Below are 23932 nucleotides of genomic sequence, written 5' to 3'. Positions count from 1 at the left end.
CTTTAGTGGGGTTTCGTTGGGCAACAATTAAGAAGCAACGCAACCGTCGCTTCAATAGGGTCTGCCGAGAAACAGATAGAAGCTGTAGACGCCTGCCGTCGCCCGGCCGTAGGCCAGGTAAAGGGGACCGATCGGGCTGTCGAGCGCAAGGAAGATCGAGCCTGACTTCAGGATGCCCGTGGGGCTGCCGGGCACGAGCGGACCGCCCACGTGCCCGGCTTCCAGCGACATGCCGGCATAGACGCCTTCCAGCAGGGTTTGCTTGACCAGCTTGTTGTAGTAGACGATGCGCGCGAACTGCAGGTTCTCGCCAAGCAGCTGGCCCGTGCTGTAGCCCGATTGCTGCAGGAAGCCGCCCCATTGGAACAGGTCGTAGCGCGGCAGCGGGTTGCTGCCGATCTTGCTGCCCGCCCGGAAGCCCAGGTTGAAGGTGTTGTTGCCGAATGAAATCGCGTAGTTGCCGTCGATGGTGCCCTTGACATAGGTCTGGTCGGCGCCAAGACCGGGCTGGGAAGCAAAAATCTTGAGCCAGCCCGCATAGCCCGTGCGCGGGAACGACGTACTGTCGATCTGGTCCAGGAAGATCCGTCCGGTAATGGCGCCAATCCGGATATGCCCGGGCCCTGGCGCGAGCTGGGCCGGTCCCGTGCTGAGCGAGGCATCCGCGGCACCTGCCTGGACGCCGATGCGGGCCTCCCCGTATTTGGTGAACTGGCTGCCGAAGTCCAGCGACGCGGTGTAGCTGCGCACGTCGTACTGCGCGATCCGCGTGGTGCCCTGGAAGATGTTGACGGGCCTGCGTTCGATATCGATGCGCGGCGCCACGAAGAAGAACTGGCGGATGTTCAGCGGCTGGTAGAACTCGCTGTGCAGCGCGGAGGTCTGGCCGACCTGCACGTCATTGCGCCATTCGGCGCCTAGCGAGTTGAGCCACGTGCGCCGGTGGCTGGCGACGAGGTTGAAGTACGCATCGCCGCGGAAGTCCGTGTTCAGGCCCAGGCCGAAGCGCAGGTAGTTCGGCCCGTAGGACTTCTCCACGGCATCGACGGTCATGATGTGCCGGCCCGGCTCTTCCAGGAAGCCATAGTTCACATGTTCAAAGTCGCCGGTCCCGAACAGGTGCCGCATGTCGAGGTCGAGCTGCGCCTGGTCGATCGGCTGCCCCGGCTTGGTTTCCATCGCCGCCGCGGCAAAGGCGGGATTGACCCGTTCCATCGGCGCAAAGCGGATTTCATCGACAGGCCGCAGGTCCGGCGGCGCCAGGTTCTGCTGGCGCGTGCGCAGTGCCGCGTACTGCTCCGGCGGCAGCGCCAGCGGCGCGAGGCGGTCCGCCACCTTGCGCGCGGCGGCTTCACCGATGGGGATGGTGTCGGTCAGGTGGTCGAAATCGCTGGCCGAGAAATCGCCCAGCTCCGGCAGGATCAGCACATCGGTGGGCTTGAGCAAGGCCAGCGAGCTGCGCACATTCTGCTCGGTCAGGATGTTGAGCATCTGCCCCGTCACGCCGAGGATCGAGTTGAGCTCGTCGCGCCGCATCAGCGGCGTGCCCAGGTTCACGGCGATCACGATGTCGGCGCCCATCGTCCGCGCCACGTCCACCGGCAGGTTGTCCGTGAGTCCGCCGTCGACCAGCAGGCGCCCCTCGTACTCGGCCGGCGCGACCGCGCCCGGCACGGACATGCTGGCGCGCATCACCTGCGCAAGTTCGCCGTCGCTGAACACGACCGGCGTTCCCGCGACCAGGTCGGTGGCCACGGCCCGGTAGGGAATCGGCAACTTGTCGAAATCGCGGTAGCCCGGCACCTGGGCCAGCTGGCGCAGCACCGTTTCCAGCTGCACGCCCGAGACCGCGCCCTTGGGCAACTGGATCTTCCCGTCCTTGAGGCCGATCTCGGGCGTGAACAGGTTGGTGTAGTCGTCGAGCTTGCGGCGCACCGTCAGGTCCTGGCGCGGCGGGCGTTCCTTGAAGATCTTCGCGGTCGTCAGGCCGCCCACGAGCTTTTCCATGTCGGCCGGCGACATGCCGCTTGCATAGGCGCCGCCGACCAGCGAGCCCATGCTGGTGCCGGCGATGCAATCGACCGGCACGCGCATCGCTTCCAGCACCTTGAGCACGCCGATATGCGCCGCGCCGCGCGCTCCGCCCCCCGACAGCACCAGGCAGATGCGCGGGCGGCCCAGGCCCGGGGCCGGCACCCCGGGCGGCGACGGCGGCGTGACGGCGGGCGCGGGGCCTGGCGCGGGCGTTGGCTCGCCCGCGGCCTCGGCCGCGCAGGCATTGCCCAGCCCCAGCAGCAGTGCGGCAGCGGGCAGCGCAGCCAACAGGGATCGCGTCGCAACGTTCATGGGACAGGTCCGCAGGCGCCGGGAGTTATGGCTCGGGTCGCCCGGCCAGGGAAGGGTGACGCTGACGGGCCGGCGATGCTTGAAGGTATCTTGGCGCAAAGCCGGCGGCACTGAGCCCGCCGTCGAAACAATTCATCATGGCCCGCGGAAGCGTTCAGATCGCCGCACTGCACCACAACATGCCGGGCGCCGGGCGCGCGGAACGGCTACTATCGATAGAACAGGCAAGGCTCTGGGGACCGCATGCACGGTTATTTTTTTTGCCAGACCGCCGCGGGGCAACTGACCCTGATTCCTCGGGAAAAAGACTGGATGCTGATGTTGGGCAATGGCGTCGTCGGACGCTATCCGGATGCCCAGGCTGCGGTGGATGCCCTTCACGAGGGCGATTTGCGGGTGCGCGGGCGGCCACTGGACGCCAGGGGCCTGGGGATTCCCAGGCGAGCGCACGACTGGCTCTACCATGTGTTGAGCCGCTGAGCGGCCCGCCGGGATGCCGGCGCCCGATGGAGGGAACCGCCATGACTGCACTGGTCGATTGGGCGCGTGAGCATACTTGTCGTCTCTTTCCGATGTCGGCGCAGTACAGCCGTGGCAGCGGCAGCCAGGTGCAGGTGGTCTGGCAGGCGGAGCCGCCAGACTCCGGCGGCCGTCCGCGTCACGGCGCGGCGCTGCAGTTCGACCAGGACGTGATCGACGCGGTCTATGTGGCTGACGCGGCCGAACTCGCGCGGATCGGCGGCAAGCTGGCGGATGTCGTGGCGCGCTGGCTGGCGGGCGATGATATCGCTTGCCTGGGTGGCGACAGGCTGGTGATTCCGGTTGGGAACGGGTTGCTGAATCACTAGGCTGTCAACAACGGCAAGGCGCTGCGGCGATCGCTGCCACAGCGCTAACCGAGATTCGCGGCAGCAGCTTCCGGATACAGGTTCGGAAATAGGATGTTCAGAGCATCCAATGGGAATCCGATCCGCAATTCCGCCCGATGCGAATCGCTGACCAGAAGGCCATCCTTGAGCAACTGCGAGATAACGTTGCGGGCTCCCCGCTCGCCCATCCCGGTCATCTGCGAGAAGTCGCTGCGCGAGACGCTGCCCGCAAGCAGCACATGGAGCAAAGGCAATACAGCTTCGCTCCGATAGTGCTGGTATTCGGATGACTGGCTACGGACCAATACCAGGCCCTTCACGCGATCTCGCAAGCCAGGCACGTCGAACATCTTCGTCATGAAGCCGACCTGGTCGTCGCAGAGGTCGATAAAGTAGTCGCACCATTTCCAGAGCATCCTCTCACTGAGGTTTCCCCGGCCATCCAGATCGCCCTGTCGTGCCATGTCAGCATTCGACAGCATGGCGTAATAGGTGTCCCGGTCCCGTGCGAGGCCGCGATTGACCGACCAGAGTCCTCCGCTAAGGCGGCTCAGCGCGGTGTGGGTCTGAAGCCGTGCCGCACGGCCGTTGCCATCCACGAATGCGTGTGTCCAGACCGTGCGGTGGTGCGCCGCCGCGATTGTATAGAGGAGGGCATCCACTCCTTGCACACGCCCGTACACCTGGTCCATGCGCGACATGAACTTCGGTAGTGCCGAGAACGCCGGTGCGTGGTGACGACCAACCGAAACATCCTCAGTCCGAACCCTGCCCGGCTCGACAATGCGTCCCTCGGGCGTTGTCCGGTCATCAATCGACAGCCGTCCGTAGAGGCTTTCATGGGCGCGAAGCAGAAATTCACTCCCGAGGATCTGGGCTTCGCTCAGGTCATCGACCGCCTCGAGTTCCCGCTCAGCCTCGATGTGCGCGATGGCGATGCGCTGACGCTGCGCGATCTCGGGGTTGGCGGAGAAGTCATGTTTTAGCGCCCTGCTGACGTTCTGTGGATGCGTGCTTTGCCCCTCGATCCGGTTCGAGTAATACGAATTCATTTCCCGAACGAGTTCGCGCAGGGCATCCCGGGCGGGCAGGCATAGCGCACCCTTTAGCGAATGCGCCTTTTCGAACACTGCGCGCGTTTTCACGATGAGTGTCCCAAGCCTCGCCTGGGGAAGCAGGGGTTCAAAGTGATGAGGGCTGTCGTACGCCGCGATCTTCGTGCTGGATGCAGATGACATTCCGGTTTTTTTGCCGGTTGATATGCCGGTTAAGAAAATTTATTTATCTATTATAGACAAATACTTAGACGTTGTTTTGGTTCAATAAAGTGAAAAAATTTGCCGGTTCAGTCGCTGGCAGTGATGCCGGGCCCGTCGCAGGGCGCCAAGAGCGGCAGGCCGCCTGCACGCCAAGAAAACAGCACCCCGGCTCGTTCCCCGCCCCCGGCATATACTGTCGCCAACACCGGCGTTGCCGGCTTTGCGACTTCGAGCGGTTCCGTGTCCGACCATTCCCATCAAGACGACCCCCGTCCCCTGCCGCCCGAGCGGCCCGGCGACAACGAATGCTGTGGCTCCGGCTGCGACCCCTGCATCTTCGATTACTACTACCAGGAACTGGAGCGCTACCGCGACGAGCTGAAGGCGTGGGAGGCGCGCCAGGCCGCCGCCGAGGATTCGTCCACTTGAGCGCGCTTGGCGATTTCGTGCGGCAGCATCCGCGCCTGTTCGTGCTGACCGGCGCCGGCATCAGCACCGATTCCGGCATCCCGGGCTACCGCGACGCGAACGGCCAGTGGCAGCGTTCGCAGCCGATCACGCTGCAGGCCTTCCTCGGTTCGCACGCGGCGCGCCAGCGCTACTGGGCGCGCAGCATGATCGGCTGGCCCGTGGCGGCCGGCGCCCAGCCCAATGCCGGCCATCACGCGCTGGTGGCGCTGGCCGGGCAGGGGCATGTGACGCGGCTGGTGACGCAGAACGTGGACGGGTTGCACCAGCGTGCCGGCAGTGAAGACGTGATCGAGCTGCACGGCAGCATCGGCAGCGCGATCTGCCTGTCGTGCGGCACGCGCCATGACCGCGCCGGCGTGCAGCGCTGGCTGTCCGAGCAGAACGGCGAGATGCGCGATGTGATCGCCGAGCCCGCCGCCGATGGCGATGCCCATTTTGAATCGCCGCTGTTCGCGCATTTCCGCGTGCCGTCCTGCGAACGCTGCGACGGCCTGCTCAAGCCCGATGTGGTGTTCTTCGGCGAATCCGTGCCGCGTGATCGCGTGGAGGATGCACGCGCGGCATTGGCGCAATCCGACGCGGTGCTCGTGGTCGGCTCGTCGCTGGTCGTGTATTCGGGCTATCGCTTTTGCGTCTGGGCCGCCCAGATGGGCAAGCCGGTGGCCGTGGTCAATCTTGGCGTGACGCGTGCCGATCCGATGCTCGCGCTCAAGGTCGAAGCGCCGTGCGCGCAGGCGTTGTCCGAGCTGGCGGCGCAACTCGCAACGGCCAGGTGATTGACCGACGCGTCTTCGGCCGATAGCATCGTCGCATTGTTTCGTGTTTTCCAAATTTCCGAGTCCATGAACGCAGCCCGCCATCGCCACGCCCTGTCCGCCCTAGCGGCCGGCGCGCGCGCACGCGGCCTGGCTGCGAGGGTCTCGGTCGCTCCCCCTCCTCCTGTCGCATCGCCACCCCCGGCGACCGCCGGCGCGCCTCCGCCGCCGGCATTGCTCGGCTGACGGGTTCTTCCCGCAGCACCTCCTGACGTCTCCGGCATCCGCATTGTTGGCGCACGATTGCGCCGACGACGCGCGCGCGTGCCGGAGCCTGCCATGCATTCGACAGGTGCAACACCATGCGTATCGACAACAACCTGGCGGCACGGACCCGTGCCGCTTCCGGCCAGCGCACGCTGGCCTCGCTGGGCGCCACGCCCCTTTTCGTGCTGCTGTGGAGCAGCGGCGCCATCTTTGCCCGCTGGGCGCTTGACCATGCCACGCCGTTCGCGCTGCTGACGCTGCGCTTTGCGCTGGCGCTTGCCGTGCTGGTTGCCATCGCGCTCGCGCGCGGGCCGTTGCTGCCGCCGCGCGGCGAGCGTGGGCTGGCCGCGCTAGCGGGCTTGCTGATGATTGCCGGGTATTCCATCGGCTATTTCCTTGCGCTGGAGCGCGGCCTGACGCCGGGCGTGCTGGCCACGATCCTCGGCGCGCAACCGATGCTCACGCTGCTGCTGACCGAACGGCGCTTTGGCGCGGCGCGCATGGCCGGACTGGCCCTTGCGCTGGGGGGCCTGGCGATGGTGGTGGCGGACAGCCTGCTGACGGCGCGGCTGTCGCCGGCCGGCGTGCTGTTCGCACTGGCCTCGCTGATGAGTGTGACAGTCGGCGCGATCGTGCAGAAGCGGCTCGCCAGTAGCCCGACGCAGGTGCTGCCACTGCAGTACGGCGCAAGCACCCTGGCGTGCCTGCTATGCCTGACGTTCCAGCCGTTCGCCTTCGATGTCACGCTGGCGTTCTTCGTGCCGCTGCTGTGGCTGGCGCTGGTGATCTCCGTGGCCGCGACGCTGCTGTTCTACCGGCTGATCCGCACCGGCAACCTGGTCAACGTGACGAGCCTGTTCTACCTCGTGCCGGCGGGCACGGCCGTGTTCGACTACCTGCTGCTCGGCAACCGGCTGGCGCCGATGGCGATCGCCGGGATGGGGGCCATCCTGGCAGGACTGGCCGTCGTGTTCCGGCGCAGGCCGGAACACTGAACGTCGGTGACTCAGGCCGCCGCCTTGCCTCGCAGCAGCTTGCCGGGCAGGACGCCGGTGGCTGCCTTGTGCTCGAAGATCGGCACGCCGGCCACAAGCGTTGCCAGGTAGCCATCGGCCTCCTGCACCAGGCGCCGTCCGCCTGCGGGCAGGTCGAACGCCATGCGCGGCGCGTGCAGCCGCAGCCCGTCGTGGTCGATCACGTTGACGTCCGCCTTCATGCCCGTCCGCAGCGTGCCGCGGTCGGTGAGCCCATAGAGCCGTGCCGTATCCGCGGGAAGGTCGGCATGCTGACGTCGCAGATATAGCCGCAGTGCGCGGGGTTGCCGCCGGGTGGCTGAGCGCTATCGGTCCTTCACCTCGACGCGGATGCCGTCGGGTTCCACCTTGATCGCGCCCGGCTCGACTTCCTTGCCGCCGAAGCGCAATTCGTCCGGCCTGAACGTGTAGATCGGGTAATCCTTCAGCAACTGCTGGGCGACCACGGCGCCAATGGCATTGAGCTGCTCTTTGTACAGCGCCATGCCTTGCACCTGCACGTCCTGCACCGTGGGGTTGTCCAGCAGCACGGCGCGCTGGGTCCTGTCGTAGCGCAGGCCGCTGTTCAGCGAGAGCGTACCGTTGACCGGCGGCGAGGCGGCCAGCCCATTGGTGAGCTGGGCATCCATCTGCGTGGTGATGCGGTTATTGGCGTCGTCCAGCACCAGGCGCGGATGAGTAAGCTGCACGCTGACCACCTGCGCGTAGCGCAGCGTGGCCGGAAAGCGCTTGTCCACGGCTTGCTGCAGCTCCTGCCTGGTAAAGGTGTAATCGCCGGTCCAGATGTTGTAGCCGGCGTGGGCGGCGGTGGCCACGGCAAGGGTCGCCGCGGCGAGCATCAGGTGGCGAGGAAGAAAGCGTCGATGAAGGCGCATGTGGCGATGGGCGCGCATTGGCGCAACGTTGTCTGCAGGTGCCTGTCAGACACGGATCGGCACGGCAACGTTCCGGCGCATGGGCAACACCGCCGCCGTGTCCCGGCATCGGCTTCAGTAGTGCGGGGGGATTTCGTGCTGCGGGTTGGACTCGGCTGCTGTCGACGCGGCGCTGTGCACCTGCTGGTAGAGCGCGCGGAACTGCTCCTGGAGCAGGTCCAGCTGTTGCTGCTGGCGCGCGACGGTCAGGTTCAGCGTTTCGAGCAGGTCTTCCTGGAAGGCGAGCTTGATTTCCAGTTCTATGAGGTGGTCATCCATGGGCGTGTGTCTCCGGCTTCATCTCCGGCAAGGGCGCCGAGCCGCGCATTGTAAGCGAGGCCAGGCGCCCGGGTCCTGCCGGATCTATCCGCCGGCTGACGCCTTAGTGATGGGCTGCAGGCTTGATCAGCATCCACAGCACGCCGAAGCGGTCAGTCACCATGCCGAATTTCTCGGCAAAGAAGGTCTGGGTGAGCGGCATCATGACCTGGCCGCCGTCGGTCAGGCCGTTGAAGGCTTTTTCCAGCGCGGATGCGTCTTCGTAGGTGATCGACAGGGCCACGCCCTCGAAATTCGGCTTCCCGCTGCAGCGGCCGTCGGACACCATGATGCGGCTGTCGCCGATGGTGAACTCGGCATGCATGACCTTGTCGTCCATGGCGGCCGTGGGGCCGCAGCCTTCGCCGGCGCCGGCCTTGTCTTTGTCGGGGTTGTCCTTGAATCGCATCAGCATGCCGGGCTGGGCGCCGATTGTCTTCTTGTAGAACTCCAGTGCTTCCTCGCAACGGCCTTCGAAGAACAGGTAAGGCTGGACTAGCATGGACATCTCCTGGTGTGGCGGTCCTGGCGGACAGCCTTGGAAATCAGTCTGGAACAGTCTGGAACCGGGCCCGCGGCACCGGTCGGGAGCAGCGGCGACACTGCGTTTGTGTACGCCGTCCACAATACCTTAGCAAAGAAAATGGACGACGTCCACGTCGCCTTGCCGAGGCCGTGCGCCGCCGGCCGCCGTCGGTGCCGTGACATAGAATGGCCGCGCCGCCTGGCTCTCGCATTCCAATCTGGCACGGCGGGCACCAACCGACAAATGGGGTTGCATTGCGTTACGAACTCACCGACCTGCGCCTGTTCCAGGCAATTGCCGATGCACAAAGCCTGTCCGGCGGTGCGTCGGCCACGCATATCACGGCCTCGGCCGCGAGTTACCGGCTGAAGAACCTGGAACATGCGATGGGGACGCCGTTGTTCGTGCGCAATGCGCGCGGCATGGAGCTGACCCCGGCGGGCGAGACGCTGCTGGTGCACGTGCGCGAGCTGCTGCTCGGCGTGGAGCGCATGCATGGCGAGGTCGGGCGTTTTTCCGCCGGCCTCAAGGGCCACATCCGCCTGCTGGCCAACAGCAGTTCGCTCAATGGTTTCATCATCCCCAGCGTGAGCCGCTTCCTGGCGGCGAACCCGGACGTGAATATCGACCTGGAGGAACGCGCGAGCCAGTCCATCCTGACGGCGGTGGCCGCGCACGAAGCGGACGTCGGCATTCTTGCCGGTGACTTCGACACGACTGGCGTGCGCTCGGTCCGCTATGCCGTCGACGAGCTGATCCTGGCCGTAGCCGCGGACCATCCGCTCGCGCGCGAGGCGGAGGTGCGCTTCGGCGCGTCGCTGGCGTTCGACTTCGTGTGCATGAGCCGCACCAGCAGCAACTTCCTGTTCCTGCGCGACATGGCGCAGCGCGCGGGCAAGAGCCCGAACGTGCGGCTGCATGCGCACAGTTTCGACGCGGTGCTGTCGCTGGCGGAGGCGGGTGTCGGGGTGGCGCTGGTGCCGCGCAGTGTCGCGGCGGCGGCGTTGCGCGATGCGCGCGTGGTGGGCGTGCGGTTGGCCGAGCCGTGGGCACTGCGCGAACTCAACCTGATCGTGCGCGCCGATGGCAAGCTGCCTGGGTTTGCCGCTGCATTCGTGCAGTTCCTGCTCAACGACCCGCGCGTGGCGGCCACGCGCGAAGGCGGTGCGGTCGCGGTGACCGCACCGTAACGACCCCGAGGATTACCGCTTGCGGTTGAGGAACGTCGCCATGTGATGCTGCGGCTCGCCGGTATCGAACGCGCGGCCGAACTCCGTCACGCTGTTGTTGATCGAGACATCGAGCGGCGCTTCTTCCCATTCGCGCAGCAGGCGCTTCTGTTGGCGCACCACCTGTGGGCCGAAGCCCGCGAACAGCGCCGCGACGCGTTCGATTTCCGCGTCGAGTTCGGCCAGCGGCACCACGCGGTTCACCAGGCCCCACGACAGCGCTTCTTCCGCGCCGCACAGTTCGCCCGTCAGCAGCATCCACGCGGCGCGGGCGTTGCCAACCAGTCGCGGCATCAGCGCGGCGTGGATCACCGACGGAATGCCGACCTTGACCTCGGGCATGCCGAGTTGGGCGTTATCCGCCGCGATGCGCAGATCGCAGGCCAGCGCCAGTTCCAGCCCGCCGCCCAGGCACCAGCCCGGCATGCGCGCGATCACCGGTGCCGGGAAATGCCGCAGCGCGTCGCACAGGCCGCGCAGGCCGCTGATGAAGACCTCGGCGCTTGCGCGTGTCAGCGCCGCCATCTCCTTGATGTCGGCGCCACCGATGAAGCCCTTCTCGCCCGCGCCGCGCACCACCAGCACGCGCACGGCGTCGTTGGCGGCCAGCGCGCCGATCGCGCGGGTCAGGTCCGCGATCACCGGCGTGCCGAGGATATTCAGCGAGCCCGCTTCACGGATGGTCAGCGTGGCAACGCCGCGTTCGTCGATCTCGACGCCGGCGTGCGCAAGCGATGCGGGGGTAGCGTGGGATGCGTGTTCGCTCATGATGATGCGTTCCTTATTGCAGCTTGGTGAAGTGGATGTCCTCGACCACCTTCTTCCAGTGCGCGTTCTGCGTGCGGATCAGGTCGGCGAAGGCCTTGCGCGAGGTCCATGCCGGGATTGCGCCTTGCTTCCCGATGGCGCTGATCACTTCCGGCTCGGCCAGCACCTGGCGCACGGCATCGTTGAGCTTGTCGAGGATCGGGGCCGGCGTGCCCGCGGGCGCGCCGAGGCCAAACCACGACGGGTTGTTCATGGCGCCCAGGCCGGCTTCGGCATAAGTCGGCACGTTCGGCAGCACCTTCAGCCGATGCTTCGCCGCCACGGCCAGCGGCTTGAGCTTGCCGCCCTGGATCAGTCCGGACGACGACGGGATATTGTCGAACACCACCTGGATCTGGCCCGCCACCGCATCATTGAGCGCCGGGCCCAGGCCCTTGTACGGTACGTGCAGCATGCGCGTGCCGGTCTCGTTCATGAACAGTTCGCCGTTCATGTGGCTCAGGCCGCCGTTGCCGGACGAGCCGAACGAATACTTGCCCGGGTTGGCCTTCAGCAGCTTGATGAACGCCGCCAGGTCGGCGGCCGGGAAGGCCGGGTTCACGACCAGCACGTTGGGCACGTCGGCGAGGTTGCTGATCGGATCGAAGTCCTTCACCGGGTCATAGGCGGTCTTCAGGTACACGTTCGGGTTCACCGCGTGCGAGCTCTCCACCTCCATCACGAGCGTGTAGCCATCGGGCGATTGCTTGGCCGCGTAGGCACTGCCCACCGCGCCCCCGGCGCCCGGGCGGTTTTCCACGACCACGGGCTGGCCGATCACCGGGCCCAGCCGCGTGCCGACGATGCGCGCGATGATGTCGGTGGTGCCGCCGGCCGCATAGGGCACGATCAGCTTGATCGGGCGGTCCGGCCAGGCGGCCTGCGCGGTGCTGGCCAGGCCAAGGCCGGCCAGCAGGGCCGCAGCGGTAAGGGTGGTTTTCATGGGATGTCTCCGTGTCAGGGGTATCGGTGCCATATGGGCGCGATGGCGTCAGGCCGCCGCGGTGTGTTCGCCCAGCAGGGGGGGCGGCTGCAATGGTCCGCTGTGGCCGGCCAGCATCGGGTTGCGCACCATCGGCACGACACCCATCACCGGGTGCTCGGCCATTTGCTGCAGCCCGCGGTGGCGCACCTGCGGATGCGCGAACACCTCTTCCATCGTGTGGATCGGCCCCCACGGCACGCCGGCGGCGTCGAATGCGTCGGTCCATGCGGTGCGCGTGCGCGTCGGGAAGATCTCCGTCAGCAATGCGCGCAGTTGCGGCAGATGCTCGATGCGAGCGGAATTGGTGGTGTAGCGCGCGTCCTGTGCCAGCTCCGGCATGCCGGCCACCGTGCAGAAGCGGGCGAACTGGCCATCGTTGCCGATGGCGAGGATCAGGTAGCCATCGGCGCAGCGGAACACTTCATACGGCGCGCAATTGGGATGCGCATTGCCGCTGCGCTGGGGGCTCTGGCCGGACACCAGGTAGTTGGCGCCCTGGTTGGCGTTGAGCGCCACCGCCACGTCGAGCAGCGCGATGTCCAGGTGCTGGCCGGCGCCGGTGGCCTGGCGCTGGTACAGCGCCGCCAGCACGGCGGAGGTCGCGTATATGCCGGTGCTCAGGTCCACCACCGCCACGCCCGTGCGCAGCGGGCCGGCGCCCGGGCTGCCGTCGGGCTGGCCGGTATAGCTCATGAGCCCGCCCATGCCCTGGAACACGTAGTCGTAGCCGGGCTTGTCGGCCATCGGGCCGTCCTGGCCGAAGCCGGTGATCGACAGGTAGACCAGCCGCGGGTTGATCGCCTTGAGGCTGTCGTAGTCCAGCCCGTAGCGCCGCAACGTGCCGACCTTGTAGTTCTCCACCAGCACATCGGCCTGGCGCGCCAGTTCGCGCACGTGCGCGGCGCCCTCGGGCGTGCTGTAGTCGATCGCTACCGAGCGCTTGCCGCGGTTGCAGCTGATGAAGTAGGCGGACAGCCGCGTGTCGCTGCCGTCGGCCGCCTGCAGGTAGGGCGGGCCCCAGCCGCGCGTATCGTCGCCGCGCTCCGGGTGTTCGACCTTGGTCACCTCGGCGCCAAGATCGGCCAGGTTCTGGGTGCACCAGGGACCGGCCAGGATGCGCGACAGGTCCAGGACCCGGACGCCTTCAAGGGCGCGTTCAAGCATGACAACTCCGCATTCGCCAGACAATGCGGCGCAGTATAGGGAGGGGCCCCGGGCCCAATCCAGTCGAGAGTTTTTAAAGGCGCGTTCGCCAGTTTTGAACGCTCCGGCATGGCCTTGCCGGACGCCGGGTTTGGCGTCAGCCCGCTGCCGTGTCACAATTCGCGTTTGGCACCTGACTCGGCACGCGACTCGGCCGGCCGCAGTCCCCGTGCTTCCGGCCCCGGCCGAAAGCCGCTCCAAGAGCCGACAAATTCACATAGATTTACTGGCGATGACTACCATCCTTCAGCACATTCCCTCCGGCCAGCGCGTCGGCATTGCGTTCTCTGGCGGCCTGGACACCAGCGCGGCGCTTCTCTGGATGCGCCAGAAGGGCGCCGTCCCCTACGCCTACACCGCCAACCTGGGCCAGCCGGATGAGCCGGACTACGACGACATCCCGCGCCGTGCCAAGGCCTATGGCGCCGAGGAAGCCCGCCTGGTCGACTGCCGCACCCAGCTGGTCGCCGAAGGCATTGCCGCGCTGCAGTGCGGTGCCTTCCACATTTCGACCGCCGGCATCACCTACTTCAACACGACCCCGATCGGCCGTGCCGTGACCGGCACCATGCTGGTCGCCGCGATGAAGGAAGATGGCGTCAATATCTGGGGCGATGGCAGCACGTTCAAGGGCAACGACATCGAGCGCTTCTACCGCTACGGCCTGCTGACCAACCCGGGCCTGCAGATCTACAAGCCGTGGCTGGACCAGCAGTTCATCGACGAACTGGGCGGCCGCGCCGAGATGTCGGAGTTCATGCGCCAGAACGGCTTCGACTACAAGATGTCGGCCGAGAAGGCGTACTCCACAGACTCCAACATGCTGGGCGCCACCCACGAGGCCAAGGACCTGGAGCACCTGGACTCGGGCATCCGCATCGTGCAGCCGATCATGGGCGTGCAGTTCTGGCGCGATGACGTCGAAGTCAAGCGCGAGGAAGTCACCGTGCGCTTCGAAGAAGGCCAGCCGGTCGCGCTGAACGGCAAGACCTTCGCCAACGCCGTCGACCTGTTCATGGAAGCCAACCGCATCGGCGGCCGCCATGGCCTGGGCATGAGCGACCAGATCGAAAACCGCATCATCGAAGCCAAGAGCCGCGGCATCTACGAAGCCCCGGGCCTGGCGCTGCTGTTCATCGCCTACGAGCGCCTGATCACCGGCATCCACAACGAAGACACCATCGAGCAGTACCGCGACAACGGCCGCCGCCTGGGCCGCCTGCTGTACCAGGGCCGCTGGTTCGACCCGCAGGCCATCATGCTGCGCGAAACCGCCCAGCGCTGGGTGGCGGGCGCCGTCACCGGCGAAGTCACCATCGAACTGCGCCGCGGCAACGACTACTCGATCGTCAACACCACCTCGCCGAACCTGACCTACAAGCCGGAACGGCTGACCATGGAGAAGGGCGAGTCGATGTTCACCCCGCTGGATCGCATCGGCCAACTGACCATGCGCACGCTGGATATCGTGGATACACGCGAGAAGCTGCAGACGTATGCGAAGACGGGGCTGCTGTCGTCGTCGGTCAGTGCTTCGCTGCCGAAGTTGGAAGACTGAATGGACGGGCTGTGATGGTGCTGCGTGATGACGCAGCGGCATGAAAAGACCGGCACTTTGGGGTGCCGGTTTTTTTTAGCCTCGTTCTTGGCAGGCGCCGCTGTTTCGCAGGCGTAGCCTGCGAGTCACTTTTTGTCCGAGCGACAAAAAGTAACCAAAAAACGCGTTTACTTGCCCTAACGGGCGAATATTGATCGTAGCGTGCGAAGAATTTCGTACGGGTATTCGCTTCAGAGTCTGCCCCGCTGCCTGCCGCGTGGAGCGCGTCCGTATGCAGGCTCTCCCACAATGATTGAACCAGCCCCGAACCTGTCCGTGGCTCGACACTGCCCGCGTTATCGCATCATCGCCTTCGGCTGCTGCGCGGCTCAGTAGTCGGTTGGTCGGGGGGCATCAACGGCGCAGATGCTGGTGCTTCCACTTCTTCACCGCCGGCTACGCCGGGAAAAACAGCGGCATCCAATGCCCGCAGCGCCAGAAAGAGACGGCTCCGCACGCCCACTCGGCTATCATGCCAATCCTCCCTGAAGCCGCTCCCTATGATTTCCGTCCGTAATGTCACGCTGCGCCGTGGCGTCAATGTCGTGCTCGACCGCGCGTCGGCCACCTTCAACCCCGGTGAAAAGATCGGTCTGGTCGGCCGCAATGGCGCCGGCAAGTCGTCTTTCTTCGGCCTGCTCAACGGCACGCTGCACGAAGACAGCGGCGAGTTCTCGATTCCCGCGGCATGGAGGATGGGCCAGGTCGCGCAGGACATGCCGGAGACCGAACAGAGCGCGACCGACTTCGTCGTCGAAGGCGACACCGTGCTGCTGGCCGCACAGGCCGAAGTCGCCGCCGCCGAGGCCAGCGACGACGGCATGCGCATGGCGCACGCCTACATGGCCCTGCACGATGCCGGCGCACACGATGCCCCCGCACGTGCCCAGGCGCTGATCCTGGGCCTTGGCTTCAGCGCCGCGCAGCTTGACCAGCCGGTCAACAGCTTCTCCGGCGGCTGGCGCATGCGGCTGCAACTGGCGCGCGCGCTCATGTGCCCGTCCGACCTGCTGCTGCTGGACGAACCGACCAATCACCTCGACCTCGACGCGCTGGTCTGGCTGGAGGCGTGGCTCAAGCGCTACCAGGGAACCATGGTAGTGATCAGCCACGACCGCGAATTCCTCGACGCGGTGACGCAGGTGACGGTGCACGTCGACAACGCCAAGCTCGTGCGCTATGGCGGCAACTACAGCAAGTTCGAAGACATGCGCGCCGAACAGCTCGTCCTGCAGCAGGCCGCGATGGCAAAGCAGGCGGACAAGATCGCCCACCTGCAGAAATTCATCGACCGATTCAAGGCCAAGGCCTCGAAGGCGAAGCAGGCGCAGAGCCGCGTCAAGGCGCTTGAACGCATGGAGAAGATTGCACCGGTGCTTGCCGACGCCGAGTTCAACTTCGAGTTCAAGGAGCCGCTCAATGTCCCGAACCCGCTGTTGTCGATGCTGGACGCGACCTTCGGCTACCCGGCGCCGACCGGCGCACTGCCGGGCACGCCGCCCACGGTCATCGTGCGGGGCATCAACCGTTCCGTGATGGCGGGGCAGCGCATCGGCATCCTGGGTGCCAACGGCCAGGGCAAGTCCACGCTGGTGAAGACGGTGGCGCACGCGCTGGCGCCGATCGCCGGCGAGATCAGCGAAGGCAAGGGCCTGAACATCGGCTACTTCGCCCAGCAGGAACTCGACGTGCTGCGCCCGCTCGACACGCCGATGGAACACATGATCCGCCTGGCCAAGGACACGCCGCCGCATTTGCGCGCGCCCGGCCAGAGTGGCACCGAGCAATCCCTTCGCACCTTCCTCGGCACCTTCAACTTCACGGGTGACATGGTTCACCAGGCGGTTGGCACGATGAGCGGCGGCGAAAAGGCGCGGCTGGTGTTGTGCATGATCGTGTGGCAGCGCCCCAACCTGCTGCTGCTCGACGAGCCGACCAACCACCTCGACCTGTCGACACGCGAAGCGCTGGGCATGGCGCTCAACGAATTCGAAGGCACCGTGATGCTGGTCAGCCACGACCGCGCGCTGCTGCGCGCGGTGTGCGACGAGTTCTGGCTGGTCACCAAGGGCGGCGTCGAGCCCTTCGACGGCGATCTGGACGATTACCAGCAGTTCCTGCGCGACGAAGCCCGCCGCCTGCGCGAAGAGGCGGCCGCGGCGTAGCCGCTGCGCGCGTCAGTGAATCTGCATGCCACGCATGGCGTGGATGCGTTCGTGATGCTTCTGCATGCCCTCGTACTGGCGCAGGACCACCGAGCGGATTTCCTCGGGCATGTCCTTCATCAGCGCCGAGCGGTACTCGCGCGTGGCGGCTTCCTCTTCGCGTTCGCACAGCTGCAGCACCGCGTCATCGTTGTGCGGGGCGATGATGTGCATCACGCCCATCCAGGCGCGATGCATCGTGCCTGTCATGGTGCCGCGGTCGCGCGGCACGGCGCCCAGGGCGCTTACCAGGGCCTGCAATTCGGTCACGGAGTGGCGGCAGGTTTCTGCGGTGCCCGCCAGGATGCCGCGCATCTCGGCGTTGTCCACTTCCTTGGCACCGGTCATGCAACTGAGTTCGCCGTCCTTGCCGACTTCGATGAGGTGGTTCAGCGTAGAGACGAGTTGTCCTTGATGGTTGTCCATGACATTCTCCTTGCCGGAATCCCGGGGAAAAATGTGAGTCGACGCGTACATTGTCGCCGCGCGTGTGGTGGTACCGGCTCACGCGGGCGTCTCGCACGCTCGTAAGCTCAGTATAGAAGTGGGGCAGCCCAGTGCTGCCAGCGCAGAAACACTTCAGCCATGCGGCAACGCATCGCTGGAAATCAGGATGCCATCCGCGTCGGCATAGACATGGCAGCCAGGGCGGATCGCGATACCCGCGATAGCCAGTTCCACCCCGCGTTCGCCTGTGCCGTCCAGGCTTCCACGGACCGGCACCGTTGCCGACGCCAGCACGCCAAAATCCATCCGGCCCAGTGCCTCGCAGTCGCGGATTGCTCCGATCACGATGACGCCGGCCCAGCCATTGTGAAGACCCAGCGTGGCCATCTTGTCGCCAAGCACGGCAACGCGCAGGGAGCCGCCGGCATCGACGACCAGCACCCTGCCTCGGCCGGGTTGCGCCAGGCAAGAACGGATCGGGCCGGCATCTTCGTGGCATCGCAAGGTTTCGATCGCGCCGTGGAAGGCCCTGCGTCCACCGTAGTGCGTGAAGGGATTCGAAAACCCCTGGACGCGGTCAGGAAAGCGATCCGCCAGATCGCTCGTGAAGGCGGTGATGGTATCGGACATGGGCCAGCGCTCAGTTCAGCGTGGCGCCCGCCTGCCTGACGATGCGGGCATGCTTGTCGAGTTCGCTCCTGAAGAACGGAACGGCCGTGTCCGGGCCTGACGTCGAGACCAGCACGCCCTGCTGGGCCAGCAAGTCCTGCATGCTGCGCTCCTGCAGCGTTGCCCGGATTTTCGCCTGAAGACTGGCGACGTTCTGCGGCGACATGCCGGCCGGCCCGACGATCGCCAGCCAGGCATCGAAGTTGTATTGCGGGATCCCGGATTCCGCCAGCGTCGGCACATCCGGCAAGGCCGGCACGCGCTGCGTGGTCGACACGGCTATGGCCTTCAGCTTGCCTGCCTTGATCAGCGGCAGCACGGTCTGCACGGTCAGGAACCCGATCTGCACCTGGCCGCCGATGAGATCGGTAGTGTAGTTGCCGGCACCCTTGTACGGCACGTGGCTGATATTGACCTTGGCTTCGCTCGCGAACAGTTGCCCCGCCAGATGCAGAACCGTGCCGTTACCCGACGAACCGTAGTTGAATTCGCCCGGCTTTGCCTTGAGCAAGGCAACCAGCTCCTTCGTCGTATTCGCGTGCACGGACGGATTCACGACCAGGACCAGCGGCAGTGTGCCGATCACCGCAATCGGCGTGATGTCCTTCAGGGCATCGTACGGCATGCTCTTGTAGATGAACGGATTGATCACGTGGTTCGAGGAGATCAGCCCCAACGTCGAGCCATCCCTGGGCGCGCGGACAATCTGCTGCGTGCCGGGTACGCCGCCGGCGCCTGGCAGGTTCTCCACGACCACCGGGTGCCCGAGGTTGCGGGAAAGGGACTGGCTCATGGCCCGCGCGACGGCATCGGCCTGGGAACCCGCCTGGGTCGGCACGATCAGGCGCACCGGCTTGCCGTCAGGGGACTGGGCCTGCGCGGAAACGGCGGGGGCAGCGACCAGTGCAAAGGCGGTGAGCGCGGCAAGCGCGCGTCGCGCCTGCCGGGGCAATGAGATTGGCATTCCATGTCTCCGTCTGTTGTGCGGCATCGCCAATGCCGGCGAGGCCCTGTGTCGGACGGAGTGTAGTGCCGCCCATGGCGGCAAAAAGAGTGCTAATCCGCTGGATCGGCTATCTCAATCCGGCATAGCCCGGGTGTCGCCGGATTGCCGCAGCGCCTCGATCAACGCGGAGATGGCGCGCAGCCGCGGGTGCTTGACCGGCGCATAGACCAGCAGCCGCCGATGGCTCCATGACTCGTTCAGCGGGATGCGTGCGAACCGGCGCGCCCCCGCATAGGCCGCACTGGCACTGGTGGGAAGCACCGCGATGCCCAGCCCGGCCTCGATCATCCGGCATCCCGCCTCGAAGCTCGATACCGCCACGCTTTGCCGCAGCGGCAGGCGCAAGTTTGCGGCCTGCTCGCGCAGTTCCTGGTCCAGCGCGCCGCCCTGCTGCACGACGACCAGCGGATGGTCGAGCACCTCCGCGTAGCGCAGGTGCCGCCGCCTGGCCAGCGGGTGCTGCGCGGGCACCACGACATTGAGCGGATCGCTGGCAAAGTCCCAGGACTCGAGCCCCGCCGGCGCCTTGGCCGCCACGCCGATGCCGATATCGACGCGGTCGTCCATGCAGGCGCGCAGGCTCTCGGCTGTCGACCGCTCGTACAGCGCGATCTCCACCAGCGGATGCGCCAGCTTGAAGGCGTGCAGGCGCTCCGGCAGGAACCCGACGATGGCGGACGGACTGGCCGACAGCCGCACGACGCCCGCAATCCGGTCGCCCAGGTCCTGGACCTCGCGCGCAAACGCCTCGATATCCTCGTTCAGCTTGCGCCCCAGTTCCAGGGCGCGCGAGCCGGCATCCGTGAGCACCACCCCGGACGGCGAGCGCACGAACAGCACAACGCCGAGGCTGCGCTCCAGTTCCGCGATACGGCGGCTCAGCGCCGACTGTGCGATGTGTTCGGTCTCGGCGGCACGCTTGATCGAGCCTTCGCGCGCGGCAGCCAGGAAGAGTTGAATGTTGACGGGGTCGATGCGCTGCATGGCGTGGGCGGAGCGGGTGTGCGAACACCCGGATATCTCGTCAGACGATAGCGGCCATGCTACATCAGGGCTTCGTATTCCGGCGCGGGGCCACGTAAAGTCCATGCATCGCCCAAAGGAGACCCCCATGAACGTCATCGAGCCCCCGTGCCGCGTCCTGTACCTGGCCGAATCGCCGGCCATCATGGCGCAGCAGCTGGAAGGCCACGCGATGACGCTCGAGACCGCCGGTCCGCTGCGCGACGATGTCTCGACCGACGAGATCACGCCGGTGCCGATCCTGACGCACTATGACGACGCGCTGGGCCGGTATCCCTACACCGGCTACAAGGCCGGCGGCAGCCTGCCGTTCGCGCCGGATGCGGTGCGCAACGGGCGATTCTCGGTAGCGGTCGCGGGTAGCCGGTACGGCAAGGGCTCCTCGCGCGAACATAGCCCGGCAGCGGAAAAGCTTGCGGGCATCCGGCTGGTGGTCGCGAAAAGCTTCGAACGCATCTACCGGCAGAACGCGGACAACATCGGGCTCTACACCTCCACGGATTTCAGCCTGATCGACCGGATCGAAGCGGGGCAGCCTGTCACGGCCGACGAACTCGTCGCGGGACGGGACCCGCTCGCCGCGTCGATCCTCCGCCAAGGCGGCCTGCTGCGCTTCGGCCAGAAGTACCTGAGCAGCGTCGCACCGGCGGGGCAGGCCGAAAGCACGCGTGCGCAAACGCTGTTCGAGAAGATCGTGCGCCGCAACCTGCTGGCCACGCCGGTGACGCCCGCCACGCCGGAACCGGGTGATGGCATCTTCGTGCAGGCCCACTGGCGCTTCATCCACGAGTACTACACGGGCATGTGCGCGCACATGCTGCATGACACCTTCGGCAAGCCGGTCCCCCTCAAGCAGGCCGACCATATCGTCGTGTTCGAGGATCACACCTCCTATGTTGGCGAGAGTCCCGCACATGTGCGCAACGGGCTGGTCGAGAACGTGGTGCAGATGCGGCATGCGCAGCGCGATTTCGTGCGCGACCATGGCCTGCGGTTCCACCGCACGCTGTCCGAAGACGAGCTTGGCAGCGATGACGGCAGCAACGTGGCCGGGATTTCCCACGCGATGATGACGGAGCGGTACGCGCTGCCGGGGCAGGTTGTCGTCGGTACGGATTCCCACACGCCGCACAGCGGCGCGCTCGGCTGCGTGGCCTTCGGGGTCGGTACCACGGACATGGCCAACGCATTCGTCACGGGCGCGGTGCGCATGACGCTGCCCGAATCCATCCGCGTCGACTTGCATGGTCCCTTGCCGCCTGGCGTCACGGCGAAGGACGTGGTGCTGCACCTGCTAGCGCAGCCGGCCATCCGGGCAGGAGCGGGCGTCGGCAAGGTGTTCGAGTTCACGGGGCCGGTGGTCAGCGCCATGAGCGTGGACGAGCGCGCCACGCTCACCAATATGTGTGCCGAACTGGGCGGCTTTACAGGAATCGTCGCGCCGGATGCGGAGACCGTGCGCTTCCTGCGCGAGCGGCGCGGCATCGATTTCGTGCTGGAGTCGTGGATGTGCAGCGACGACGGCGCCGTCTATGCCGCAACGCTGGAGGTGGATTGCAGCGCGCTCGCGCCAATGGTGGCTCGGCCCGGCGACCCGGGCAACGGATTGCCGCTCGCGGATCTCGATTGTCAGGTGCGTGTGGATATCGCGTACGGCGGCTCATGCACCGCGGGCAAGCGCGAGGACTTCGACCAGTATCACGCCGTCTTCGCGTGGGCGGCCGGGCGCGGCCTGAAGATTCCCGCGCACGTGACGCTGTACCTGCAGTTCGGCACGACGGATGTGCGGGACTATTGCCAGCGCAACGGGTACCTGGCGGCGTTCGATGCGGTGGGCGCGCGCATCCTGCAGCCATCGTGCGGCGCGTGCGCCAATTGCGGCCCGGGCTCGTCCACCAGCGCGGACCAGGTCACGGTCAGTTCGATCAACCGGAATTTCCCGGGCCGCTCGGGCCCGGGGCAGGTGTGGCTGGCCAGTCCGCCCACGGTCGCGGCGAGCGCGATCGCGGGTGAGCTGGTTTCATTTGAAGAGCTTCAACGGCGTCATTCCGCGCGCTGACGCTGACCGCTGCGCATCGCCGGCCATCGGTTATGGCTGATGGGTGCGCAGCCAATCGCGCAGGGCGTCGTTCATGCGGGTCTGCCATCCGTCGCCCATGGCGCGGAACGCTTCCAGGACCTCCACGTCGTAGCGCACGCTGACGAGTTCCTTGCGCACCTCCAGCCTGGGGCGGCCACGCCGTGGCTTCATCTGCCCGAACTGCTCGTCGCTGGGGACGAAGGTGTCAGTGTCGGCTGCGATTCCACGCGCAATCGCTGTCTCTTCCTGAGGGGTGTTTCGAAGTAGCTTGCTCATAGCGTTCGATCTCGCGGTTGTTTGCCTTGCGCAGGCTGATTACCCGGACTATGTTGCCGCGCTGCGTGAATACCACGCAGTACAGACGTCAACTGATGGCCGCATAGCCAATTTCGCGCAACTCCCCGTAGTCCCGGCGGTCATCCGGCGCACACCAGACAGCAGCCCAGCCGATTGCAACAGCCAACGCCAGCGATACACCGTGCTTGATCTTGTTGGCCACCTCCTTGCCAGGCTCGTAGAGGGTGCGCAGGCTATTTATTGTAGCTACATAAATTACGTGGTGCAACGAATTCCAGGCACTGCAGGACTTGTGATCCTCAAGGCCTGGCCCTGTCGGAGCGTAAGGCCCTGTATCCGCGCCCCACAGGGGCTTCAGTCTGAGTCTCCGGGCGCATAGACTGGTGTGAGCATGTCCGAGGGGAACTTCACATGAGCACATCGCCTCCCGACCGTCCCGTGATGACCACCCGCCGCCATTTCCTTCGCGAGCTTGGGGGCCTGACTGCCATGGCAAGCGTGACACCTGCAGCCGGCGCGGCGCAGGGCGCGCCGGCCGCGTGCCTGCTGACTCCTGCTGCGACGGAAGGCCCGTTTTATCTTGGCGATGCGCAGGTGCGCAGTGACATCCGCGATGGCCGTCCTGGCCAGCCGCTGCGCCTGCGGCTGCTCCTTGTCGACGCGGACCGTGGCTGTGCCGCAGTCCCGGGCGCGCTGGTCAGCATCTGGCATTGCGATGCTCAAGGCAGTTACAGCGGAGAAGAGGGACCACGCGATGCCACGCGTTTCCTGCGCGGGGTGCAACCGACCGGCGCGGATGGCGCAGCCAACTTCGTCACAATCTATCCCGGCTGGTACCGGCCACGCGCCGTGCACATCCATTTCAAGGTGCTGATGGGAAATGCCGAAGTGCTGACCAGCCAGCTCTACTTCAGCGATGCGCTCAATCGCGAAGTGCTGGGCAGCCATCCGGCGTACCGCGCGCGCGGGGCGCCGACGCGGGTGAACGCGCAGGATCCGATTGCGGGCAGCGCGCCGCCGCTGGTGCGAGTAAGCAATGCGGCGGAAGGGCTGGACGGGGAGTTTGTTGTGGGGATTGCACGTACACCGGGCCAGCGCCGTTAGTGCATGCCCGGCGGCTACGCCGGCGAAACAGCCGCGCATGCCAAGCACGACGAGCCACTCATTACCAGCGCCCCACCAAATCTCACCCCCCAAGCAAATTGGCATCCCGGCAAAGCCGCCAATCGCCATCTGCCTCCCTGCGCAGCACCGTGAGCGTATAGCCCGAGCGGTGCACGGCCTGACCACCGGGCGGCGTCACCGTCAGCTCGATGAAATTCCGCAGGTAAGCCCAATCCCCCATCACTTGCACTTCCTGGATGTCATAGCGGCCGTGCATCTGCACCGACTTCATCCCCGCCGCCGCCTGCGCAAAAGCGGCCTTGCCGAAGGGCTCCTGTCCAGGAACCATGAAGACGACGTCGTCGGTCATCAGGCTCAACACCGTGTCGGTATCGCCGCGCTGGCTGGCGGAGAACCAGTTCTGCACCAGTTCACGGATGGCGCGTTCGTCGTCTGCGGAATTCATGGTTGCCTCGCTGGTTCTTTCGTACCCGATTCAGTTGGGCATAGTAGTGCATGCGG

The 23932-nt window shown here is 66.1% G+C and carries 25 protein-coding genes and 1 pseudogene; 10 read left to right on the top strand and 16 right to left on the bottom strand.

Annotated features, from left to right (window positions below):
- Nucleotides 1-51: 51 nt before the first annotated feature.
- Entirely contained in the window at nt 52-2346 is a 2295-nt protein-coding gene (locus AC3FKH_RS14500) for a patatin-like phospholipase family protein (RefSeq protein WP_488676533.1), read from the bottom strand.
- Nucleotides 2347-2589: 243 nt separating this feature from the next.
- On the opposite strand from AC3FKH_RS14500, the gene AC3FKH_RS14495 reads away from it, so the two are divergent.
- Together AC3FKH_RS14495 and AC3FKH_RS14490 are read left to right on the top strand one after the other, a co-directional pair.
- A complete protein-coding gene (locus AC3FKH_RS14495; protein ID WP_488676531.1) occupies nt 2590-2826 on the top strand; it encodes a hypothetical protein in 237 nt (78 codons plus the stop codon).
- A gap of 41 nt (nt 2827-2867) precedes the next feature.
- Complete coding sequence (locus AC3FKH_RS14490) at nt 2868-3194, top strand: hypothetical protein (RefSeq protein ID WP_488676529.1); 327 nt, start codon at nt 2868-2870, stop codon at nt 3192-3194.
- A 44-nt stretch (nt 3195-3238) separates the two neighbouring features.
- Here AC3FKH_RS14490 and AC3FKH_RS14485 read toward each other — a convergent pair whose 3' ends face one another.
- On the bottom strand, nt 3239-4360 hold the full coding sequence (locus AC3FKH_RS14485) for a Fic family protein (RefSeq protein WP_488676527.1): 1122 nt from the start codon (nt 4358-4360) through the stop codon (nt 3239-3241).
- 354 nt (nt 4361-4714) lie between these two features.
- Between AC3FKH_RS14485 and AC3FKH_RS14480 the strand changes: the two genes are divergently transcribed.
- The 3 genes from AC3FKH_RS14480 (at nt 4715) to AC3FKH_RS14470 (ending at nt 6962) form a co-directional block, all read left to right on the top strand.
- Entirely contained in the window at nt 4715-4903 is a 189-nt protein-coding gene (locus tag AC3FKH_RS14480; protein ID WP_488676525.1) for an oxidoreductase-like domain-containing protein, read from the top strand.
- On the top strand, nt 4900-5721 hold the full coding sequence (locus AC3FKH_RS14475; RefSeq protein WP_488676523.1) for an NAD-dependent protein deacetylase: 822 nt from the start codon (nt 4900-4902) through the stop codon (nt 5719-5721). Before AC3FKH_RS14480 ends, AC3FKH_RS14475 begins: the two co-directional genes overlap by 4 nt.
- Nucleotides 5722-6062: 341 nt before the next feature.
- Nucleotides 6063-6962 carry a DMT family transporter gene (locus tag AC3FKH_RS14470; protein WP_488676521.1) on the top strand — a complete coding sequence of 300 codons (900 nt, stop codon included), beginning with the start codon at nt 6063-6065 and terminating at the stop codon, nt 6960-6962.
- Nucleotides 6963-6973: 11 nt separating this feature from the next.
- Here AC3FKH_RS14470 and AC3FKH_RS14465 read toward each other — a convergent pair whose 3' ends face one another.
- The 4 genes from AC3FKH_RS14465 to AC3FKH_RS14450 all read right to left on the bottom strand — a co-directional run bounded on the left by AC3FKH_RS14465 (nt 6974) and on the right by AC3FKH_RS14450 (nt 8735).
- Nucleotides 6974-7183, bottom strand: coding sequence for a hypothetical protein (locus AC3FKH_RS14465; RefSeq protein ID WP_488676519.1), 210 nt, complete (start codon nt 7181-7183; stop codon nt 6974-6976).
- Nucleotides 7184-7306: 123 nt separating this feature from the next.
- Entirely contained in the window at nt 7307-7876 is a 570-nt protein-coding gene (locus AC3FKH_RS14460) for a DUF1439 domain-containing protein (RefSeq protein WP_488676517.1), read from the bottom strand.
- 114 nt (nt 7877-7990) lie between these two features.
- The gene (locus AC3FKH_RS14455; protein WP_483712922.1) at nt 7991-8194 is read right to left on the bottom strand and encodes a SlyX family protein; all 204 of its coding nucleotides are present in this window, start codon (nt 8192-8194) and stop codon (nt 7991-7993) included.
- Nucleotides 8195-8297: 103 nt separating this feature from the next.
- A complete protein-coding gene (locus AC3FKH_RS14450) occupies nt 8298-8735 on the bottom strand; it encodes a VOC family protein (protein ID WP_488676515.1) in 438 nt (145 codons plus the stop codon).
- Between the two features lie 278 nt (nt 8736-9013).
- Here AC3FKH_RS14450 and AC3FKH_RS14445 point away from each other — a divergent pair, with 278 nt between their 5' ends.
- Nucleotides 9014-9949, top strand: coding sequence for a LysR family transcriptional regulator (locus AC3FKH_RS14445; RefSeq protein ID WP_483733438.1), 936 nt, complete (start codon nt 9014-9016; stop codon nt 9947-9949).
- Nucleotides 9950-9961: 12 nt separating this feature from the next.
- Here AC3FKH_RS14445 and AC3FKH_RS14440 read toward each other — a convergent pair whose 3' ends face one another.
- The 3 genes from AC3FKH_RS14440 to AC3FKH_RS14430 are packed head-to-tail and all read right to left on the bottom strand — an operon-like array spanning nt 9962 to nt 12944.
- The gene (locus AC3FKH_RS14440) at nt 9962-10756 is read right to left on the bottom strand and encodes an enoyl-CoA hydratase (RefSeq protein WP_488676513.1); all 795 of its coding nucleotides are present in this window, start codon (nt 10754-10756) and stop codon (nt 9962-9964) included.
- 13 nt (nt 10757-10769) lie between these two features.
- Entirely contained in the window at nt 10770-11738 is a 969-nt protein-coding gene (locus AC3FKH_RS14435; RefSeq protein WP_488676512.1) for a Bug family tripartite tricarboxylate transporter substrate binding protein, read from the bottom strand.
- 48 nt (nt 11739-11786) lie between these two features.
- Complete coding sequence (locus tag AC3FKH_RS14430; RefSeq protein WP_488676511.1) at nt 11787-12944, bottom strand: CaiB/BaiF CoA transferase family protein; 1158 nt, start codon at nt 12942-12944, stop codon at nt 11787-11789.
- Between the two features lie 271 nt (nt 12945-13215).
- Between AC3FKH_RS14430 and argG the strand changes: the two genes are divergently transcribed.
- Together argG and AC3FKH_RS14420 are read left to right on the top strand one after the other, a co-directional pair.
- Nucleotides 13216-14541 carry an argininosuccinate synthase gene (gene argG, locus AC3FKH_RS14425; RefSeq protein WP_483712934.1) on the top strand — a complete coding sequence of 442 codons (1326 nt, stop codon included), beginning with the start codon at nt 13216-13218 and terminating at the stop codon, nt 14539-14541.
- Nucleotides 14542-15080: 539 nt separating this feature from the next.
- A complete protein-coding gene (locus tag AC3FKH_RS14420) occupies nt 15081-16745 on the top strand; it encodes an ABC-F family ATP-binding cassette domain-containing protein (protein WP_488676509.1) in 1665 nt (554 codons plus the stop codon).
- Nucleotides 16746-16757: 12 nt separating this feature from the next.
- Here AC3FKH_RS14420 and AC3FKH_RS14415 read toward each other — a convergent pair whose 3' ends face one another.
- The 4 genes from AC3FKH_RS14415 to AC3FKH_RS14400 all read right to left on the bottom strand — a co-directional run bounded on the left by AC3FKH_RS14415 (nt 16758) and on the right by AC3FKH_RS14400 (nt 19890).
- On the bottom strand, nt 16758-17210 hold the full coding sequence (locus AC3FKH_RS14415; RefSeq protein WP_483712938.1) for a PA2169 family four-helix-bundle protein: 453 nt from the start codon (nt 17208-17210) through the stop codon (nt 16758-16760).
- 153 nt (nt 17211-17363) lie between these two features.
- Nucleotides 17364-17861: a ribonuclease E activity regulator RraA gene (gene rraA, locus AC3FKH_RS14410; protein WP_488676506.1), complete on the bottom strand. Its 498-nt coding sequence runs from the start codon at nt 17859-17861 to the stop codon at nt 17364-17366.
- Nucleotides 17862-17871: 10 nt separating this feature from the next.
- Nucleotides 17872-18864 carry a tripartite tricarboxylate transporter substrate binding protein gene (locus AC3FKH_RS14405; RefSeq protein WP_488676505.1) on the bottom strand — a complete coding sequence of 331 codons (993 nt, stop codon included), beginning with the start codon at nt 18862-18864 and terminating at the stop codon, nt 17872-17874.
- Between the two features lie 114 nt (nt 18865-18978).
- On the bottom strand, nt 18979-19890 hold the full coding sequence (locus AC3FKH_RS14400; RefSeq protein ID WP_488676504.1) for a LysR family transcriptional regulator: 912 nt from the start codon (nt 19888-19890) through the stop codon (nt 18979-18981).
- A gap of 127 nt (nt 19891-20017) precedes the next feature.
- On the opposite strand from AC3FKH_RS14400, the gene AC3FKH_RS14395 reads away from it, so the two are divergent.
- Nucleotides 20018-21988 (top strand): aconitase family protein, encoded by a 1971-nt coding sequence (locus tag AC3FKH_RS14395; RefSeq protein WP_488676503.1) that lies wholly within the window; start codon nt 20018-20020, stop codon nt 21986-21988.
- Between the two features lie 30 nt (nt 21989-22018).
- On the opposite strand, the gene AC3FKH_RS14390 is transcribed toward AC3FKH_RS14395, so the two are convergent.
- Nucleotides 22019-22285 (bottom strand): BrnA antitoxin family protein, encoded by a 267-nt coding sequence (locus AC3FKH_RS14390; protein ID WP_488676501.1) that lies wholly within the window; start codon nt 22283-22285, stop codon nt 22019-22021.
- A pseudogene (locus AC3FKH_RS14385) lies at nt 22215-22478 on the bottom strand (BrnT family toxin). Before AC3FKH_RS14385 ends, AC3FKH_RS14390 begins: the two are co-directional and overlap by 71 nt.
- Before the next feature lie 239 nt (nt 22479-22717).
- Here AC3FKH_RS14385 and AC3FKH_RS14380 point away from each other — a divergent pair.
- On the top strand, nt 22718-23410 hold the full coding sequence (locus AC3FKH_RS14380; protein WP_488676499.1) for an intradiol ring-cleavage dioxygenase: 693 nt from the start codon (nt 22718-22720) through the stop codon (nt 23408-23410).
- 82 nt (nt 23411-23492) lie between these two features.
- On the opposite strand, the gene AC3FKH_RS14375 is transcribed toward AC3FKH_RS14380, so the two are convergent.
- On the bottom strand, nt 23493-23876 hold the full coding sequence (locus AC3FKH_RS14375; protein ID WP_488676498.1) for a YybH family protein: 384 nt from the start codon (nt 23874-23876) through the stop codon (nt 23493-23495).
- Between the last annotated feature and the right edge of the window lie 56 nt (nt 23877-23932).

The organism is Cupriavidus sp. 21MJTG02-4 (genome assembly GCF_057798975.1).
This window is presented reverse-complemented; position numbering and strand designations above follow the sequence as displayed.

Coding starts and splice junctions, on each gene's coding strand:
- AC3FKH_RS14500 (WP_488676533.1), bottom strand. CDS start 2,346: ATGAACGTTGCGACGCGATCCCTGTTGGCTGCGCTGCCCGCTGCCGCA.
- AC3FKH_RS14495 (WP_488676531.1), top strand. CDS start 2,590: ATGCACGGTTATTTTTTTTGCCAGACCGCCGCGGGGCAACTGACCCTG.
- AC3FKH_RS14490 (WP_488676529.1), top strand. CDS start 2,868: ATGACTGCACTGGTCGATTGGGCGCGTGAGCATACTTGTCGTCTCTTT.
- AC3FKH_RS14470 (WP_488676521.1), top strand. CDS start 6,063: ATGCGTATCGACAACAACCTGGCGGCACGGACCCGTGCCGCTTCCGGC.
- AC3FKH_RS14465 (WP_488676519.1), bottom strand. CDS start 7,183: ATGAAGGCGGACGTCAACGTGATCGACCACGACGGGCTGCGGCTGCAC.
- AC3FKH_RS14460 (WP_488676517.1), bottom strand. CDS start 7,876: ATGCGCCTTCATCGACGCTTTCTTCCTCGCCACCTGATGCTCGCCGCG.
- AC3FKH_RS14455 (WP_483712922.1), bottom strand. CDS start 8,194: ATGGATGACCACCTCATAGAACTGGAAATCAAGCTCGCCTTCCAGGAA.
- AC3FKH_RS14450 (WP_488676515.1), bottom strand. CDS start 8,735: ATGCTAGTCCAGCCTTACCTGTTCTTCGAAGGCCGTTGCGAGGAAGCA.
- AC3FKH_RS14440 (WP_488676513.1), bottom strand. CDS start 10,756: ATGAGCGAACACGCATCCCACGCTACCCCCGCATCGCTTGCGCACGCC.
- AC3FKH_RS14435 (WP_488676512.1), bottom strand. CDS start 11,738: ATGAAAACCACCCTTACCGCTGCGGCCCTGCTGGCCGGCCTTGGCCTG.
- AC3FKH_RS14430 (WP_488676511.1), bottom strand. CDS start 12,944: ATGCTTGAACGCGCCCTTGAAGGCGTCCGGGTCCTGGACCTGTCGCGC.
- argG (WP_483712934.1), top strand. CDS start 13,216: ATGACTACCATCCTTCAGCACATTCCCTCCGGCCAGCGCGTCGGCATT.
- AC3FKH_RS14420 (WP_488676509.1), top strand. CDS start 15,081: ATGATTTCCGTCCGTAATGTCACGCTGCGCCGTGGCGTCAATGTCGTG.
- AC3FKH_RS14415 (WP_483712938.1), bottom strand. CDS start 17,210: ATGGACAACCATCAAGGACAACTCGTCTCTACGCTGAACCACCTCATC.
- rraA (WP_488676506.1), bottom strand. CDS start 17,861: ATGTCCGATACCATCACCGCCTTCACGAGCGATCTGGCGGATCGCTTT.
- AC3FKH_RS14405 (WP_488676505.1), bottom strand. CDS start 18,864: ATGCCAATCTCATTGCCCCGGCAGGCGCGACGCGCGCTTGCCGCGCTC.
- AC3FKH_RS14400 (WP_488676504.1), bottom strand. CDS start 19,890: ATGCAGCGCATCGACCCCGTCAACATTCAACTCTTCCTGGCTGCCGCG.
- AC3FKH_RS14395 (WP_488676503.1), top strand. CDS start 20,018: ATGAACGTCATCGAGCCCCCGTGCCGCGTCCTGTACCTGGCCGAATCG.
- AC3FKH_RS14390 (WP_488676501.1), bottom strand. CDS start 22,285: ATGAGCAAGCTACTTCGAAACACCCCTCAGGAAGAGACAGCGATTGCG.
- AC3FKH_RS14380 (WP_488676499.1), top strand. CDS start 22,718: ATGAGCACATCGCCTCCCGACCGTCCCGTGATGACCACCCGCCGCCAT.
- AC3FKH_RS14375 (WP_488676498.1), bottom strand. CDS start 23,876: ATGAATTCCGCAGACGACGAACGCGCCATCCGTGAACTGGTGCAGAAC.